Source organism: Flavobacterium sp. (assembly GCF_030146175.1).
Taxonomy (GTDB): Bacteria; Bacteroidota; Bacteroidia; order Flavobacteriales; family Flavobacteriaceae; genus Flavobacterium.
In genome coordinates, this window is the sequence record NZ_JASLCE010000142.1 from 1 (window position 1) to 15,211 (window position 15,211).

The 15,211-nt window shown below is 39.6% G+C and carries 14 protein-coding genes; 10 read left to right on the forward strand and 4 right to left on the reverse strand.

Annotated features, from left to right (window positions below; genetic code table 11):
• The first annotated feature begins 1 nt into the window (after window position 1).
• The gene (locus tag Q1R07_RS15805; protein WP_300492140.1) at window positions 2–106 is read left to right on the forward strand and encodes a T9SS type B sorting domain-containing protein; all 105 of its coding nucleotides are present in this window, start codon (window positions 2–4) and stop codon (window positions 104–106) included.
• A 179-nt stretch (window positions 107–285) separates the two neighbouring features.
• Here Q1R07_RS15805 and Q1R07_RS15810 read toward each other — a convergent pair whose 3' ends face one another.
• The gene (locus tag Q1R07_RS15810) at window positions 286–1,479 is read right to left on the reverse strand and encodes a pyridoxal phosphate-dependent aminotransferase (protein WP_300492125.1); all 1,194 of its coding nucleotides are present in this window, start codon (window positions 1,477–1,479) and stop codon (window positions 286–288) included.
• Window positions 1,480–1,603: 124 nt separating this feature from the next.
• On the opposite strand from Q1R07_RS15810, the gene Q1R07_RS15815 reads away from it, so the two are divergent.
• Complete coding sequence (locus Q1R07_RS15815; protein WP_300492126.1) at window positions 1,604–2,932, forward strand: PDZ domain-containing protein; 1,329 nt, start codon at window positions 1,604–1,606, stop codon at window positions 2,930–2,932.
• Window positions 2,933–3,002: 70 nt separating this feature from the next.
• Here the strand turns inward: Q1R07_RS15815 and Q1R07_RS15820 are convergent, their stop codons facing one another.
• Complete coding sequence (locus tag Q1R07_RS15820) at window positions 3,003–3,437, reverse strand: DUF1573 domain-containing protein (protein WP_300492127.1); 435 nt, start codon at window positions 3,435–3,437, stop codon at window positions 3,003–3,005.
• 237 nt (window positions 3,438–3,674) lie between these two features.
• Here Q1R07_RS15820 and Q1R07_RS15825 point away from each other — a divergent pair, with 237 nt between their 5' ends.
• The 4 genes from Q1R07_RS15825 to uvrB all read left to right on the forward strand — a co-directional run bounded on the left by Q1R07_RS15825 (window position 3,675) and on the right by uvrB (window position 11,133).
• Window positions 3,675–6,308: a valine--tRNA ligase gene (locus Q1R07_RS15825; protein ID WP_300492129.1), complete on the forward strand. Its 2,634-nt coding sequence runs from the start codon at window positions 3,675–3,677 to the stop codon at window positions 6,306–6,308.
• Window positions 6,309–6,569: 261 nt separating this feature from the next.
• Complete coding sequence (locus Q1R07_RS15830) at window positions 6,570–7,709, forward strand: agmatine/peptidylarginine deiminase (protein ID WP_300492130.1); 1,140 nt, start codon at window positions 6,570–6,572, stop codon at window positions 7,707–7,709.
• A 49-nt stretch (window positions 7,710–7,758) separates the two neighbouring features.
• A complete protein-coding gene (locus tag Q1R07_RS15835) occupies window positions 7,759–9,090 on the forward strand; it encodes a DUF389 domain-containing protein (RefSeq protein WP_300492131.1) in 1,332 nt (443 codons plus the stop codon).
• A gap of 57 nt (window positions 9,091–9,147) precedes the next feature.
• Window positions 9,148–11,133 (forward strand): excinuclease ABC subunit UvrB, encoded by a 1,986-nt coding sequence (gene uvrB, locus Q1R07_RS15840; protein WP_300492132.1) that lies wholly within the window; start codon window positions 9,148–9,150, stop codon window positions 11,131–11,133.
• 16 nt (window positions 11,134–11,149) lie between these two features.
• Here the strand turns inward: uvrB and Q1R07_RS15845 are convergent, their stop codons facing one another.
• A complete protein-coding gene (locus Q1R07_RS15845; RefSeq protein ID WP_347759751.1) occupies window positions 11,150–11,593 on the reverse strand; it encodes a TerB family tellurite resistance protein in 444 nt (147 codons plus the stop codon).
• A 47-nt stretch (window positions 11,594–11,640) separates the two neighbouring features.
• Here Q1R07_RS15845 and Q1R07_RS15850 point away from each other — a divergent pair, with 47 nt between their 5' ends.
• The 4 genes from Q1R07_RS15850 (at window position 11,641) to Q1R07_RS15865 (ending at window position 13,855) form a co-directional block, all read left to right on the forward strand.
• Window positions 11,641–12,060, forward strand: a complete 420-nt coding sequence (locus Q1R07_RS15850) for a DUF1456 family protein (protein WP_300492134.1) — start codon at window positions 11,641–11,643, stop codon at window positions 12,058–12,060.
• Between the two features lies 1 nt (window position 12,061).
• Window positions 12,062–12,601, forward strand: coding sequence for a DUF4269 domain-containing protein (locus tag Q1R07_RS15855; RefSeq protein ID WP_300492135.1), 540 nt, complete (start codon window positions 12,062–12,064; stop codon window positions 12,599–12,601).
• A gap of 338 nt (window positions 12,602–12,939) precedes the next feature.
• Entirely contained in the window at window positions 12,940–13,293 is a 354-nt protein-coding gene (locus tag Q1R07_RS15860) for a hypothetical protein (protein ID WP_300492137.1), read from the forward strand.
• Window positions 13,294–13,309: 16 nt separating this feature from the next.
• Window positions 13,310–13,855, forward strand: a complete 546-nt coding sequence (locus Q1R07_RS15865) for a hypothetical protein (protein WP_300492138.1) — start codon at window positions 13,310–13,312, stop codon at window positions 13,853–13,855.
• Between the two features lie 59 nt (window positions 13,856–13,914).
• Here the strand turns inward: Q1R07_RS15865 and sucC are convergent, their stop codons facing one another.
• Window positions 13,915–15,108, reverse strand: coding sequence for an ADP-forming succinate--CoA ligase subunit beta (sucC, locus tag Q1R07_RS15870; protein ID WP_300492139.1), 1,194 nt, complete (start codon window positions 15,106–15,108; stop codon window positions 13,915–13,917).
• Between the last annotated feature and the right edge of the window lie 103 nt (window positions 15,109–15,211).

Genomic DNA, 15,211 nt, shown 5'->3' on the forward strand with positions numbered 1-15,211 from the left:
GATGAACGGTCAACAGCTACCATCGACGGATTACTGGTTCACAGTGACCTATACCGAGAATGGAGATGTTAAAGAGTTTAAAGCTCACTTCTCGTTAAAACGATAATTGTAATTAATTCTCAAATAGAAGGGCTGTCCGATTGGACAGCCCTTTTTGTTTGGGTTAGGAGAGAAACACCTGACAGGTTTTTAAAACCTGTCAGGTGTAACATAATAGAGCCGCTAAAGCAAATAAAAAAAGCGATGCCTTGGCATCGCTTTTTTGTAGTATATAAAGAAGTAGTATTACTTATTGTTATACGTATGTAACGCTTCTTTTAAAATTCGAACCGATTGAATCAGATCTTCTTTTTTCAAAACATAAGCAATACGCACTTCATCAAGACCAACATTTGGAGTCGAGTAGAAGCCGGCAGCCGGAGCAACCATAACAGTTTCTCCGTTTAAATCGTAACTTTCCAAAAGCCATTGTGCAAAATCATCGGCATTTTTAATCGGTAGTTTAACAATACAATAGAAAGCTCCTTTTGGAGAAGCAACGGTCACACCATCGATTTTATTTAACTCGGCGATTAGCGTATCTCTACGATCTTTATATTCGGTGATCACATCGTCAAAATAACTTTGTGGTGTTTCAAGTGCCGCTTCACTGGCAATTTGTGCAAAAGTTGGCGGACTCAAACGGGCCTGTGCAAACTTCATAGCGGTAGCCATTACAGCTTTGTTTTTGGAAACGATACATCCGATTCGCGCACCACACATACTATAACGTTTGGAAACGGAATCAATCATAATAGCGTGCTCTTCCAAACCTTCGATATTCATTACAGAATAATGTTTATCACCATCGTAAGTAAACTCGCGGTACACTTCGTCGGCAATTAGGAAAAGATCGTGTTTTTTAACCAATTCGGCCAATTGCATGATTTCTTCTTTCGAATATAAATAACCGGTTGGATTACCAGGGTTACAAATCAAAATGGCTTTGGTTTTAGGTGTGATTAGTTTTTCAAAATCGCTGATTGGCGGAAGCGCAAACCCGGTTTCGATAGTCGAAATAACCGGTACTACTTTTACACCCGATGCCGTTGAAAAACCATTATAGTTAGCATAAAAAGGCTCCGGGATGATGATCTCATCATCGGCATCCATGGTGCTTCCCATTGCAAATAAAAGTGCTTCCGAACCACCGGTAGTGATAATGATATCGGCGGTGTCGATAGGAAGACCGTGTTCGCGGTAGTATTTGGAAAGCTTGTTACGATAGCTTTCAAATCCGGCGGAATGGCTGTATTCCAACACCGTGATATCGGCATTTTTTACAGCATTTAAAGCTACTTCCGGCGTTTTAATGTCCGGTTGACCGATATTAAGGTGGTAAACTTTATGACCTTTCTTTTTCGCAATTTCTGCATAAGGAACCAATTTTCGGATTGGCGATTCAGGCATCTGTTGCCCTTTTAATGAAACTTTAGGCATGATAGTAATTTTTGATGCACAAATTTGCGACTTTTTTTTAAGAAATTGATAAAAAATCCGCCCTCAAATTTTATATTAATAGGAAATATCGACGGAAATAGCTATATTTAAGAAAAAATTAGTGATGCGGTTACTTGTCTTCCTTTTGCTAATCATCACGTATCCCGCCAAACTTTTGGCCCAAGAAGGCTTTCAATGGCATTCCCCTAAAAACAAGATCGAGATTCCATTTGTTTTTGTAGATAATTTGATCATAATTCAAGTGGAGATTAACAACGCTAAAATGAATATGTTATTGGATTCGGGTTCGGAACCATCGTTGATTTTTAGCTTTCCGCAAAGTGATACCTTACAATTGTATAACACTAAAAAAATACGGATCTCCGGATTGGGTAGTGAAGAAGTGGCCGAAGGTCTTTTGTCACAAAAAAATAAACTTAATGTAAGCAATTATATCGACACCAATTTTGAAATTCTGGTGATTCTGGACGAAAAGCTGAATTTCTCATCCCGTATCGGAATCCCGGTCAATGGAATTTTGGGATATTCTTTTTTTAGAAATCATCTGGTGGAAATTAATTATATAAAAAAGAAAATCACTTTATATAAAAATGACGAGCTGTTACAAAGCAAACGCATACGAAAGTACACGGCAATACCTTTGGATATTGTGAATGGCAGGCCATATGTAAATGTAAATGCAAAATTGGACGGTAAAGAATTACCGCTAAAATTATTGATGGATACCGGATTAACCGATGGTTTATGGTTGTTTGAAGATGATGTGATCAAATGTAATAACAAGTACTTTGAGGATGTTTTGGGCGAAGGAATCGGAGGAACTATTTACGGAAAAAAATCGCGTTTATCGGAAATCAAAACGGCTCATTTCCTGTTTAAAGAACCGTTGGTTTCCTATCCGGATACGACTTCATATAAGCAATTAAGCATCATCAAAGATCGGAACGGTTCGTTGGGAGGGGAGATTTTAAAACGTTTCCATCTGATTGTGGATTATGGCGGAAAACAGATTTTTTTAAAGAAAAACAAAATGTTCGACGATCCGTTTTTGTATAATATGAGCGGTATCGAAGTGCAACATAATGGGGTTCAATGGATACAGGAATCGGTTAAAAACGATGTTAGCAAAAATCTGCCATTGGGTACGACGAATATCGATGATATTGTATTTGATAATTCCAGTTTTAAATACAAATTTATGCTGAAGCCGGTTTTTGAAATTGCAAGTGTCCGAAAAGGTTCGCCAGCTGAGGAAGCCGGATTAAAGGCGGGTGATAAGATTATCCGAATCGATCGTAAAAATGCCTATAACCTCTCCAAACAACGGATTAATGAGTTGTTGCAGGTGGATGACAATAAAACAATTCGAATTGAAGTAGAACGCGACGGAAAAAACCGGGAATACCAGGTAACGATCCGAAAGCTATTCTGAATTAAAGATTGATCAAAACAAAAAAAGGGCTGTCGAAATGACGGCCCTTTTGTATCAATAAGTAAAGTTGTTACGATTGCGGTGTTGCTTTTGGTTTTTCAAGCACGCCTGACTCTTGTTTCACAACTACTTCTCCTTTAATTCGTAAAGCTACTTTTCCACCTTCATAGTTAACCGCATTGGATTCTACTGTAATGGTTTTGCTGATTTTACCAGGGTTCATGTTGTACTTAACATCAATTTTACCGGTTTTACCAGGCATAATTGGTTCCGTAGGTTTAGAAGGTACAGTACATCCGCAAGTAGATTGTACATTAGTAATAATTAGAGGAGCATCTCCGGTGTTTTTAAATTCGAAAGAACGAATACCGTTATCTCCTTCTTTAGTAACTATACCATAATCGATAGTGTTGTCTTTTGCTTTAAATTCAATTTTTGGTCCTTTTTGAGCATATGAAGCAACACTAAATGCTAATACTGCAACTAATCCTAATAATTTTTTCATTTTCAACTTAGTTTTTTTAATTGTTATTGTAAAATTACATTGTTTTGCTAAACGAACAAATATTTTAACGCTCTTTTTTTATTTGCTCAGTTATAACTATTTTTGCGATATAGTTTACAAAAAGTATACCAAATTATAATGCTGCAAAAGAGTTCTTTTTTGAGGAAACATTTTGAAAATAAGTGATTTATAGTTCGGGTAAGCTATGTTAAACAAAAAACAAATCAAATTATTAATATGACAATTCCAGCTCAATTTGACGCCAAAGCAGTAGAACAGAAATGGTACGACTATTGGATGAAGAACAATTATTTTCACTCGGAACCTGATCACAGAACGCCGTATACTATTGTTATTCCTCCTCCAAACGTCACCGGGGTACTGCACATGGGGCACATGCTGAACAATACCATTCAGGATGTACTGATTCGTCGCGCCCGTCTGAGAGGATTCAACGCCTGTTGGGTTCCGGGTACCGATCACGCTTCCATTGCAACAGAGGCTAAAGTTGTAGCAAAATTAAAAGAGGAAGGGATCAATAAAAACGATTTAACCCGCGAAGAATTTTTAGTGCATGCCTGGGAATGGACCAACAAATACGGTGGTGTAATCCTGGATCAGCTAAAAAAACTGGGGGCTTCCTGCGATTGGGAACGTACGAAATTTACTATGGATCCGGATATGTCGGCATCGGTAATCCGTACTTTTGTGGATCTGTATAACAAAGGGTTGATTTACAGAGGGTATCGTATGGTAAACTGGGATCCGGAAGCCAAAACAACGCTATCGGACGAAGAGGTTATCTACGAAGAACGTCAGGGTAAATTATACCATTTGCGTTATCAGATCGAAGATAGTAACGAATATGTAACCATTGCAACCACGCGTCCGGAAACGATTTTGGGTGATACGGCAATTTGTATCCACCCGGATGACGAACGCTATTTTCATCTGAAAGGTAAAAAAGTAATCGTACCGATCTGCAACCGTGTGATCCCGATTATTTTTGATGACTATGTAGATATGGAATTCGGAACCGGATGTTTAAAAGTAACACCGGCACACGATGTAAACGATAAGGAACTGGGCGAAAAACACAACCTGGAGATTATCGATATCTTTAACGAAGATGCAACGCTAAACTCGTTTGGATTGCATTATGAAGGAAAAGACCGTTTTGTAGTTCGCGAAGAAATCGCAAAAGAACTGGAAACATTGGGTGCTTTGGTAAAAGTGGAAACACATATCAACAAAGTAGGAACTTCCGAAAGAACCAAAGCCGTAATTGAACCGAGATTATCCGATCAGTGGTTCCTGAAAATGGAAGAACTGGTAAAACCGGCCATCAAAGCGGTATTGGAAACGGAAGAGGTAAAACTGTATCCAAGCCGATTTAATAATACCTACCGTCACTGGATGGAAAACATCCGCGATTGGAATATTTCCCGTCAGTTATGGTGGGGACAACAAATTCCGGCCTATTATTATGGTGATGGAAAAGAAGATTTTGTAGTAGCCGAAAACAGAGCGGAAGCCTTAGCATTGGCAAAACAAAAAACTGGAAACCAGATTCTGACCGAAAGTGACCTTAAACAGGATGTAGATGCTTTGGATACCTGGTTCTCTTCATGGTTATGGCCAATATCTGTTTTCGGAGGAATTATGGATCCTGAAAACCCGGAATACAAATATTATTACCCAACCAATGATTTGGTAACCGGACCGGATATCCTGTTTTTCTGGGTGGCTCGTATGATTATTGCCGGTTACGAATATGCCGGAGAAAAACCGTTTACGAATGTATACCTAACCGGTTTGGTTCGGGATAGCCAACGTCGAAAAATGTCAAAATCACTTGGGAACTCGCCGGATCCGTTGGATTTGATCGAAGAATTCGGAGCCGATGGAGTACGGGTAGGGTTGTTGTTAAGTGCTTCGGCCGGAAACGATATCCTGTTTGATAAAGAATTGTGTAATCAGGGGAAAGGTTTTACCAATAAAATATGGAATGCTTTCCGTTTAATCAAAGGATGGGAAGTAAGTGATAGCGCTGTACAACCGGAATCGGCAAAAGTTGCGATCGAGTGGTATGAAGCCAAATTACAGAAAACCCTGGTGGAAATTGAAGATCATTTCGAAAAATACAGAATTTCGGATGCGCTTATGGCCATTTACAAACTGGTTTGGGACGATTTCTGCTCGTGGTTCCTGGAAATGATTAAACCGGGTTACCAACAGCCAATCGATAAAACGACTTTCGAAAAAGCAATCGAAATGTTGGAGGCAAACCTAAAACTATTGCATCCGTTTATGCCGTTCTTAACCGAAGAGATCTGGCAACATATAACCGAAAGAACGGAGAAAGAGGCATTGATCATTTCCGAATGGCCAAAAGCGAAAGAATATAGCGAGAGTTTAATTCAGGAGTTTGATTTTGCAACAGAAGTAATTTCGGGTATCCGTACGATCCGTAAAGACAAAAACATTCCGTTTAAGGATGCGATTGAACTTAAAGTGATCAACAACGAAAAAGCAACGACTTTCTTTGATACGGTAATTCAGAAATTAGGAAATATCAGTGTGTTGGAATATGTTTCTGAAAAAGTAGACGGAGCGTTATCGTACCGTGTAAAATCCAACGAATACTTTATTCCGATTACCGGTAATATCAATGTAGAAGAAGAAATTGCCAAGTTAACGGAAGAATTGAATTATATCAAAGGATTCCTGAAATCGGTACAGGCAAAACTTTCCAATGAGAAGTTTGTAGGATCGGCTCCGGAAAAAGTGGTAGCGATGGAACGCCAGAAAGAGGCCGATGCGCTCGCTAAAATTGAGACGATCGAACAAAGTCTGATGAGTTTAAAATAAACAAATACAACAGATAAACAAAGGCTGCTTCCAACGAGGCAGCCTTTGTTGTATTGGTACACCTGACAGGTTTTTAAAACCTGTCAGGTGTTGGATGTTATAAATTCAACGTGCCGGATAAATTTTACAGGAGCATCGTGTTAGAATTAGAGATTAAAGAGGAGTGTTTTGTGATATTTTTTAAATTACTATCTTTATAAGAGTTATAGAATCGTAATGGTATGACATTTTTATTTCCCGTAAAATTTTAAATAACCCAATATGAAAAAAATGGTTGCTGTAATTATGATAGGCATAACTTTTTTCGGTTCCTGCGGTAAAAACGAAGCGCAAAATTATTCAGAAAAGGAAAATCAGTATAGGATGCCGGAGGAGAGTGAAAGACATGAAGGGACCTGGCTGCAATGGCCGCATCAATATCAATATGGTGTTACCTACCGGAATAGTCTGGATGCTACCTGGGTTGCGATGACACAGGCATTGGTAACCAGTGAGAAAGTACATATTATAGCCTATAACGAAACGGAAAAAAACAGAATAACCGGACTTCTAACTAAAGCCGGAGTTCCGCTTGCCAATGTCGATTTCAAAATTTATAAAACCGATGATGTTTGGGTGCGTGATAACGGTCCGATCTATGTACGCGATAAAAACGGGAATTTAGTTATTGAGGATTGGGGATTTAACGGATGGGGCGAAAAGACAGACGAAGAATCGGGTGATCCGATTAGGTTTGTTAATTGCAACAGTATTCCTTCTAAAATCGGGAAGGAACAAAACAGAGCGGTTGTAAATATCAATGAAATAATGATCAACGAAGGTGGAAGTGTGGAAATTGATGGAAAAGGAACCCTGATGGCGTGTAAAAGCGCGATCCTTAACAACAATCGAAATCCAGGTATGACACAGGCGAAAGCGGAGCAACTATTTTCAGAATACCTCGGTGTAACCCATTTTATCTGGCTTGACGGACAGGCAGGATTAGAACTTACGGATCAGCATATCGATGGGTTTGCCCGATTTGGAAACGCGTCGACCATAGTGACGATGGATACGGGTGATTTACTGGATTTTGACGTCAAACAAAGCGATATCAATAAACTTTACGGTGCCAAAGACAAAAATGGCAATGCCTATACTTTTCTAAAAGTGCCTTTAACGCAAAACAACGTCAAAACAACGGATGGAACCGATTTGGGGTATAAAGGATCCTATATCAACTATTATATTGCCAATAATAAAATATTGGTTCCCAATTATAACGATGCGAATGACGCGGTTGCAAATGCGATTATTCAAACCTTATACCCAACAAGAACCGTGGTTGGGATAGATGTACGAAATTTATACGCCAACGGAGGAATGGTACATTGCGTGACACAGCAACAACCGGCAGATTAAAACGGCTTCCGGTGATGGTAAAATAAAGTAAACGATAAAAATAGCATTTATGATAAAAAGAATACTGGAATACCTAAATCTGGAAAGAGAAGTGGATGATTTCGATAAAATCCACGAGAATATCGAAAAAGATGTCATCTTTAAAGGAACAAACCTCTGGATTTTGGTTTTTGCCATTTTTGTTGCTTCGATCGGATTGAATATGAATTCGACAGCCGTGATTATCGGTGCGATGTTGATTTCGCCGTTAATGGGGCCAATCAACGGAATGGGCTATAGTCTGGCAACTTATAACTTTCCGTTATTCCAAAAAGCTTTCAAAAACTTTGGCTTTGCCGTTATTGCGAGTTTAATCGCGTCCACCTTGTATTTTACGATCAGTCCGGTTTCCACCGCGCATTCGGAATTGTTGGCCCGAACCAGTCCGACGATTTACGATGTACTGATTGCTCTTTTTGGTGGTCTGGCCGGAATTGTAGCAATGAGCAGCAAACAAAAAGGAAATGTGATTCCGGGTGTGGCTATTGCAACGGCATTGATGCCACCGTTATGTACGGCCGGATATGGTTTGGCAACGTTTAATCTGAATTATTTTTTCGGTGCCTTTTACCTTTTTACGATCAATACGGTATTTATAGCGCTTTCGTCGGTTTTGGTATCGCAATTATTGAAATTTCCGATCCGTACATTGGTCAACGAAGAGCAAAAGAAAAAAGTAAACCGTTGGGTATCGTTCGTAATTCTGATTACGATAGTACCCAGTATCTATTTCGGTTATGTCCTGGTTATAAACGAAAGATTTACGACCGAAGCCGACCGTTTTGTTAAGAGTGTAAGTGTATATGACGGGAATTACCTTTTAAAAAACGAGGTCGATCCCAATAAAAGAAAAATTACGCTGGTCTATGCCGGAAATGCATTAACAGATAAAGCCAAAAAGAATATTTTAAGTAAAGCGCTCGATTTTAGCATCGACAGCTCTAGTGTCGACATTCAAAAGGGGCTTGCTTTTGGCGAATCGAATGATAAAAGTCTGTCCAAAGTAGAAAGTCTGCAAAGCGAACTCAATCGTATGCATCTTTTGTTAAAAGAAGGCGAGCGCAAACAGGATAGTATTAACGCCCGGGTTCAGATAGGGAAACAATTGTTGGCTGAGATCAAACCGTTATATCCGGGAATCACGGCCTGTTCGTTTTCGGAAACGGAAATATATCGGGATACACTACCGGAAAAAACAGCAATCGTAACCTTTTCGGCAATTGCCAACGCTCTAAAACCAGGCGATAAGAACAAAATTACCGAATGGATCCGTTCGCGTGTCAATAACGAAAAATCGAGAGTCTATTTTGAAATGGAAGCCCCTGTTAAAAAGGCCCGTTAAACTTTTAGCTGTTTTCGTATTTTCCTTTGTACCTTTGCAACTAGCAAAATGTAACCAATGAAATTTCAGGTAGTTTCCGAGTATAAGCCAATGGGTGATCAACCACAGGCTATAGACAAACTAAGTAATGGGGTGAATAGCGGTGAGCGGTATCAGACCCTTTTGGGGGTAACCGGTTCCGGAAAAACCTTTACAGTGGCCAATGTGATTCAGGAAGTGCAGCGACCAACGCTGGTACTGGCGCACAACAAGACACTGGCGGCACAGTTGTATTCGGAATTCAAGCAGTTTTTTCCGAACAATGCGGTAGAATACTTCGTGTCCTATTACGACTACTATCAGCCGGAAGCCTTTATACCCGTAACCGGAACCTATATTGAAAAAGATCTTTCGATTAACGACGAATTGGAAAAGATGCGTCTTAGTACGACTTCTTCCCTGTTGTCGGGTAGGAGAGACGTATTGGTGGTAGCTTCGGTATCCTGTTTGTATGGTATTGGTAACCCGGTGGAATTTCAGAAAAACGTAGTTTCCATCGAACAAAATCAGGTTATTTCCCGAACAAAACTATTACACCGTTTAGTACAGAGTTTATACGCGCGTACCGAAGCCGAATTTACGCCGGGTACCTTTCGGATAAAAGGAGATACGGTGGAAGTATATCCGAGTTATGCCGATGATCCGTTCCGAATCCACTTTTTTGGAGATGAAATTGAAGAAATCGAAGCCTTTGATCCGAAAACCGCACAGGTAATCGAAAAATACGACAAGCTAAATATCTATCCGGCCAATATGTTTGTAACGTCACCGGATGTGTTGCAAAATGCCATCTGGGAAATTCAACAGGATTTGGTCAAACAGGTTGATTATTTTAAAGAAATCGGAAAACACCTCGAAGCGAAACGTTTGGAAGAACGAACCAATTTCGATTTAGAGATGATCCGCGAATTGGGGTATTGTTCCGGTATCGAAAACTACTCCCGTTATCTGGACGGACGCGCACCGGGAACACGACCATTCTGTTTGCTGGATTATTTTCCGGACGATTTTCTGATGGTGGTCGACGAAAGTCACGTTACGATTTCTCAGGTACATGCCATGTATGGTGGCGACCGTTCGCGTAAGGAAAACCTCGTGGAATACGGATTCCGTTTACCTGCGGCGATGGACAACCGTCCGTTAAAATTTGAAGAATTTGAAAGCCTGCAAAATCAGGTAATATATGTATCGGCAACACCAGCCGATTACGAATTGCAAAAATCGGAAGGGATTTATGTCGAACAGATTATTCGTCCGACCGGTTTATTAGATCCGATAATTGAAGTACGGCCAAGTCTGAATCAGATTGATGATCTGATCGAGGAAATACAATTGCGTTGTGAAGCCGACGAACGCGTATTGGTAACCACACTAACCAAACGGATGGCGGAAGAATTGACCAAGTACTTAACTAAAGTGTCGATACGTTGTCGTTATATCCATTCGGAAGTGGATACGCTCGAACGGGTTGAAATCATGCAGGATTTGCGAAAAGGATTGTTTGATGTACTAATTGGAGTGAACCTGTTACGGGAAGGTCTGGATTTACCGGAAGTATCGCTGGTTGCCATTTTAGATGCCGATAAAGAAGGATTTTTGAGAAGTCACCGTTCGCTGACGCAAACCGTAGGACGTGCCGCTCGTAACGTAAACGGTAAAGCAATCATGTATGCCGATAAGGTAACCGACAGTATGCAAAAAACGATCGATGAGACCAATTACCGTCGTACCAAACAGATGAGCTATAACGATAAAAACAATATCGTTCCAAAAGGCCTGAATAAAAAGATTGAAAGCGCACTGATGAAAAATCAGTCGAGTTCCTACCAATATGAAGCAGCGGCCAAAGCGGCAGAACCGAATACGGCGTATATGTCGAAAACGGAAATCGAAAAGCTGATCCGCGAAAAACGCAAGGTTATGGAAAAAGCTGCAAAAGAACTGGACTTTATGCAGGCGGCCAAATTGCGTGACGAAATCAAAAGTTTACAGGAAAAAATATAAGTGTTTTGAAGAACGGCTAGTTATGCTGTTCTTCAAAAGCACAAATCAGAAAAGCCGGTTCGACCATTCGGTTCGGAGACTGTTCCATGGCTTTTAACGTCTTTCGGATTCCCATTGGGTTTAATCCCATTTTAATTCCGATTTCATTGATCATTTTAATTTCGCGTTCGTGTAAAACATTATCCACATGCATTAACAAAGCCAGGCGATAAAATTGCATTACGCGTTGGTGTTCGCTTTGAATCGGAATAATGGCAGCACGTTTTTTAAAAAGTTCCAGAAAGAGCGCTTTTTCAATGGCCAGTTCTTCGGCTACAATCGCTAAAAAATCGTATTCACTATCGTGGAGTTCGCCATCAACAATGGCAAAAGCAATCATTTCAGATAAAAGACTTATTCGTTCCTCACGGGTATTCATATCGGGTATTTTTTTGCAAAAATAAATTAAAATCAGTTTCAAAACAGAGACCGTTGATTTTATGTATCTTTGAACGATAATTTAGGACTATGACGAATAATGATATTTTTAAAAAGCTTCGCGTGGCATTGCAGTTACGTGATGATCAAATTGTGGAGATTTTAGAGCTGGTTGATTTCAGAATATCCAAAGGAGAGATTGGGAATTTTTTCCGCAATGAGGATCATCCGAAGTTTATGGAATGTGGCGATCAGGTATTGCGTAACTTCCTGAACGGATTGGTAATTCACCTGAGAGGAACAAAAGAGAATCCTAAAAATCCAATGGATGTACTGACGCAGAATAAAGAAGCGATCAAAACAGGAGGGAAACCGGAAGTAAAAGCGAAAGCGCCGCAAAAACCGGCTGCTAAAAAGCCAATGGGTAAAAAACCGGCATTTAAAGCGAAAAAGCAAGAACCAATAGTTGAAAAAGTCCGTTTTAAAAACGGAAAGAATAAAAACTCCTAATTTGAGTGTATTCGATACGTTGGATTACCTGAAAACGGGAAATGCACTACAGCAAAAAAGCTACAATCTTTTAACTGCGCATTCTGTTTTGGAACTGCTATCGGATTTTGATCCGATTCTGGTGGGAACCATTCCAATCGATATTGCGATTGAATCGAGTGATCTGGATATCGGTTGTTACTGGAAAGACAAAAACGGTTTTATAACGACGTTATACAAAGCATTTTCCGGATATCAGGATTACTCCTGTCAGGAGTTGGATAATGGCGCTATGGAAGCTATAGTGGCTAATTTCAGTATCGATGGCATCGCAATCGAAATCTTCGGACAAAATATTCCCACCCGGGAACAAAACGGTTACCGGCATATGTTGATCGAACACCGGATTTTACAGGTAAGGGGAGCAGCCTTTCGGGAAGCGGTTGTCGCTTTAAAAAAGAGCGGAATCAAAACCGAACCGGCCTTTGCCCAACTTTTACAAATTGAAGGCGATCCGTATCAGGGATTGTTGCAATGGGAACAAGATTCTGGAGTGTTATAAAATCCGGAAGTTACTACCTAACGTTTCCCATTTACCAAAAAAATAATCTAAAATTCAGAATAAAATAAAAGCCCGGATCAATTCGGGCTTTCTTTTTATGTCTCATTTTGTATTTGTAAATATTTTTTTACGATCTTTAAAAAAGTTAAAATTCGCAAAACAGAGATTTTTTTATACTATTTATTTTTATTCTTTCGTTTACTTGTAAATAATGCATTATTTTATTTGAGCATTATGATGCGTAATACGATTAATTGATAAATTCAAAGGCTGGTCACCCATTAAGCTCTATACAGCAGCCTAAAGCAATTTTGCACTGGGAGCATCTATCAACAATCATGAAAAAAAGTTTTTTATCAATTGGATTACTGCTGGCAGTTGTCCTCGGGGTATCTTCCTGTAGCAGCGAAGAAAGCGTTGTAAAAGAATCAGTTGTCCGCAAAGAGCGAACTGCAGACATGCTGGAATTTGAAACAGCGTTAAAAAGTTATGCTAAAGAGAAAAATGCATTGCGAATTGCTAAAGGCGATACCGCTACTTTGGATGCCAATATGGCTAAAGTTTCCGAAAAGTTTTTATTGATTTCCGGTTATAAAGAGTCGGACATTCAAAATAAAGAGGGCTCCGGATCTACAGCCGTTATATCGATGGCTTTAAAAGCGTATGCACAACAAACAGCAATTAGTAAATAACTTAAACCGAATTAACATGAAAAAAATATTTGTTTTACTACTAGTGTGTATGGGGTTAAGTACATATGCCCAAAAGACCTTATATATTTTTAACTTTTCAAGCTATAGCGTTGAGGTAGGATCGCTTTATACCGAGTCGAATACCGGAGGATATCCTTGGTTTATAAATAATCAGGCTACGGGAATTACAATTGCACCGGGAGACACTTTTACGCTGGAAAATACGACAAGTACAACGCGATTCCCTTTTGATTCACCGAACTCGTCACCGTATATTGATAGCTGGAAACGCATACAAATGTCCGGCGGTTCGTGGACAACAATGACAGCAGCAAATGTTTATGCGGCCTATGGTAACGGACAACGTTTTCATACCATAAAATTCGATGTACAACCTGATCTGAGCGGTGGTTATATTGGTAATGATACACCGGATTTCAGAGTAGAGGGAGGACCGGATATGCCGAATGGTATTCCGACCTGGGAAGCGATATATTATGAAAATACCGACCCGTTAAATCCGGGACTGATTGATTATGTGATATTGATCAGTGATATTTAAAATAAAAAAGCCTGAGTTTTAAAACTCAGGCTTTATAATTATATAACTTTTTTTATCAATTATGATAAAGCAGCTTTTACTTGATCAGCAGCTTCCTGGAATTCTACCGCTGATAAAATTGGCATACCGGAATTGTCGATCAATTCTTTTGCAATTTCAGCGTTAGTTCCTTGTAAACGAACGATGATCGGCACTTTAATGCTGTCACCCATGTTTTTATAAGCATCTACAACACCCTGAGCAACACGGTCACAACGAACGATACCACCAAAGATGTTAATTAAGATTGCTTTTACGTTTGGATCTTTTAAGATAATACGGAAAGCTGTTTCCACACGTTTTGCATCAGCAGTTCCTCCTACGTCAAGGAAGTTAGCCGGCTCAAAACCTGCATGTTTGATTAAGTCCATAGTAGCCATTGCTAATCCGGCACCGTTAACCATACATCCTACGTTACCGTCAAGGTCAACATAGTTTAATCCTACTTCTTTTGCTTCTACTTCAATAGCGTTTTCCTCACGGATATCACGCATTTCAGCATAAGCTTTCTGACGGAATAAAGCGTTGTCGTCTAAAACAACTTTCGCATCTACCGCTAAAATTTTATTATCGGAAGTTTTTAAAACCGGGTTGATTTCGAATAGGGAAGCATCAGCACCTACATACGCATCGTATAAAGCGGCTACGAATTTTACCATATCTTTAAAAGCATCACCGGATAAACCTAAGTTAAAAGCGATTCTTCTAGCCTGGAAACCTTGTAAACCTACAGCAGGGTCGATTTCTTCTGTAAAGATTAAGTGAGGTGTTTTTTCTGCCACTTCTTCGATATCCATACCACCTTCGGTAGAATACATGATCATGTTGCGTCCTTTACCTCTGTTTAATAAAACAGACATATAAAATTCTGAAACTTCACTTTCACCAGGATAGTAAACATCTTCCGCAACCAATACTTTGTGTACTTTTTTTCCTTCCGGCGGAGTTTGCGGCGTTACTAAATCCATTCCGATGATTTGCCCGGCAATTTCCTGAACTTGCTCCAGGTTTTTAGCCAACTTAACACCACCACCTTTTCCACGACCACCGGCGTGAATTTGTGCTTTGATTACATGCCATCCGGTTCCGGTTTCGGCAGTTAGTTGTTTTGCTTTTGCTACAGCTTCCTCGGCATTGTTAGCAACATAACCACGTTGTACTCTAACACCGTGACTAGCTAATATTTCTTTACCTTGATATTCGTGTAAATTCATAATTGGATACGTTTAGCTTTATTATAAAGTGCCACAAAAATAGCAAACTTGATTTAAAGTGCCTAATTAAATTTAGATGAGTTTACGATTATTGAATTAAAAA

Coding starts and splice junctions, on each gene's coding strand:
- Q1R07_RS15860 (WP_300492137.1), top strand. CDS start 12,940: ATGAAAAAAAGTTTTTTATCAATTGGATTACTGCTGGCAGTTGTCCTC.
- Q1R07_RS15835 (WP_300492131.1), top strand. CDS start 7,759: ATGATAAAAAGAATACTGGAATACCTAAATCTGGAAAGAGAAGTGGAT.
- Q1R07_RS15820 (WP_300492127.1), bottom strand. CDS start 3,437: ATGAAAAAATTATTAGGATTAGTTGCAGTATTAGCATTTAGTGTTGCT.
- Q1R07_RS15850 (WP_300492134.1), top strand. CDS start 11,641: ATGACGAATAATGATATTTTTAAAAAGCTTCGCGTGGCATTGCAGTTA.
- Q1R07_RS15810 (WP_300492125.1), bottom strand. CDS start 1,479: ATGCCTAAAGTTTCATTAAAAGGGCAACAGATGCCTGAATCGCCAATC.
- Q1R07_RS15865 (WP_300492138.1), top strand. CDS start 13,310: ATGAAAAAAATATTTGTTTTACTACTAGTGTGTATGGGGTTAAGTACA.
- Q1R07_RS15825 (WP_300492129.1), top strand. CDS start 3,675: ATGACAATTCCAGCTCAATTTGACGCCAAAGCAGTAGAACAGAAATGG.
- Q1R07_RS15830 (WP_300492130.1), top strand. CDS start 6,570: ATGAAAAAAATGGTTGCTGTAATTATGATAGGCATAACTTTTTTCGGT.
- sucC (WP_300492139.1), bottom strand. CDS start 15,108: ATGAATTTACACGAATATCAAGGTAAAGAAATATTAGCTAGTCACGGT.
- uvrB (WP_300492132.1), top strand. CDS start 9,148: ATGAAATTTCAGGTAGTTTCCGAGTATAAGCCAATGGGTGATCAACCA.
- Q1R07_RS15805 (WP_300492140.1), top strand. CDS start 2: ATGAACGGTCAACAGCTACCATCGACGGATTACTGGTTCACAGTGACC.
- Q1R07_RS15815 (WP_300492126.1), top strand. CDS start 1,604: ATGCGGTTACTTGTCTTCCTTTTGCTAATCATCACGTATCCCGCCAAA.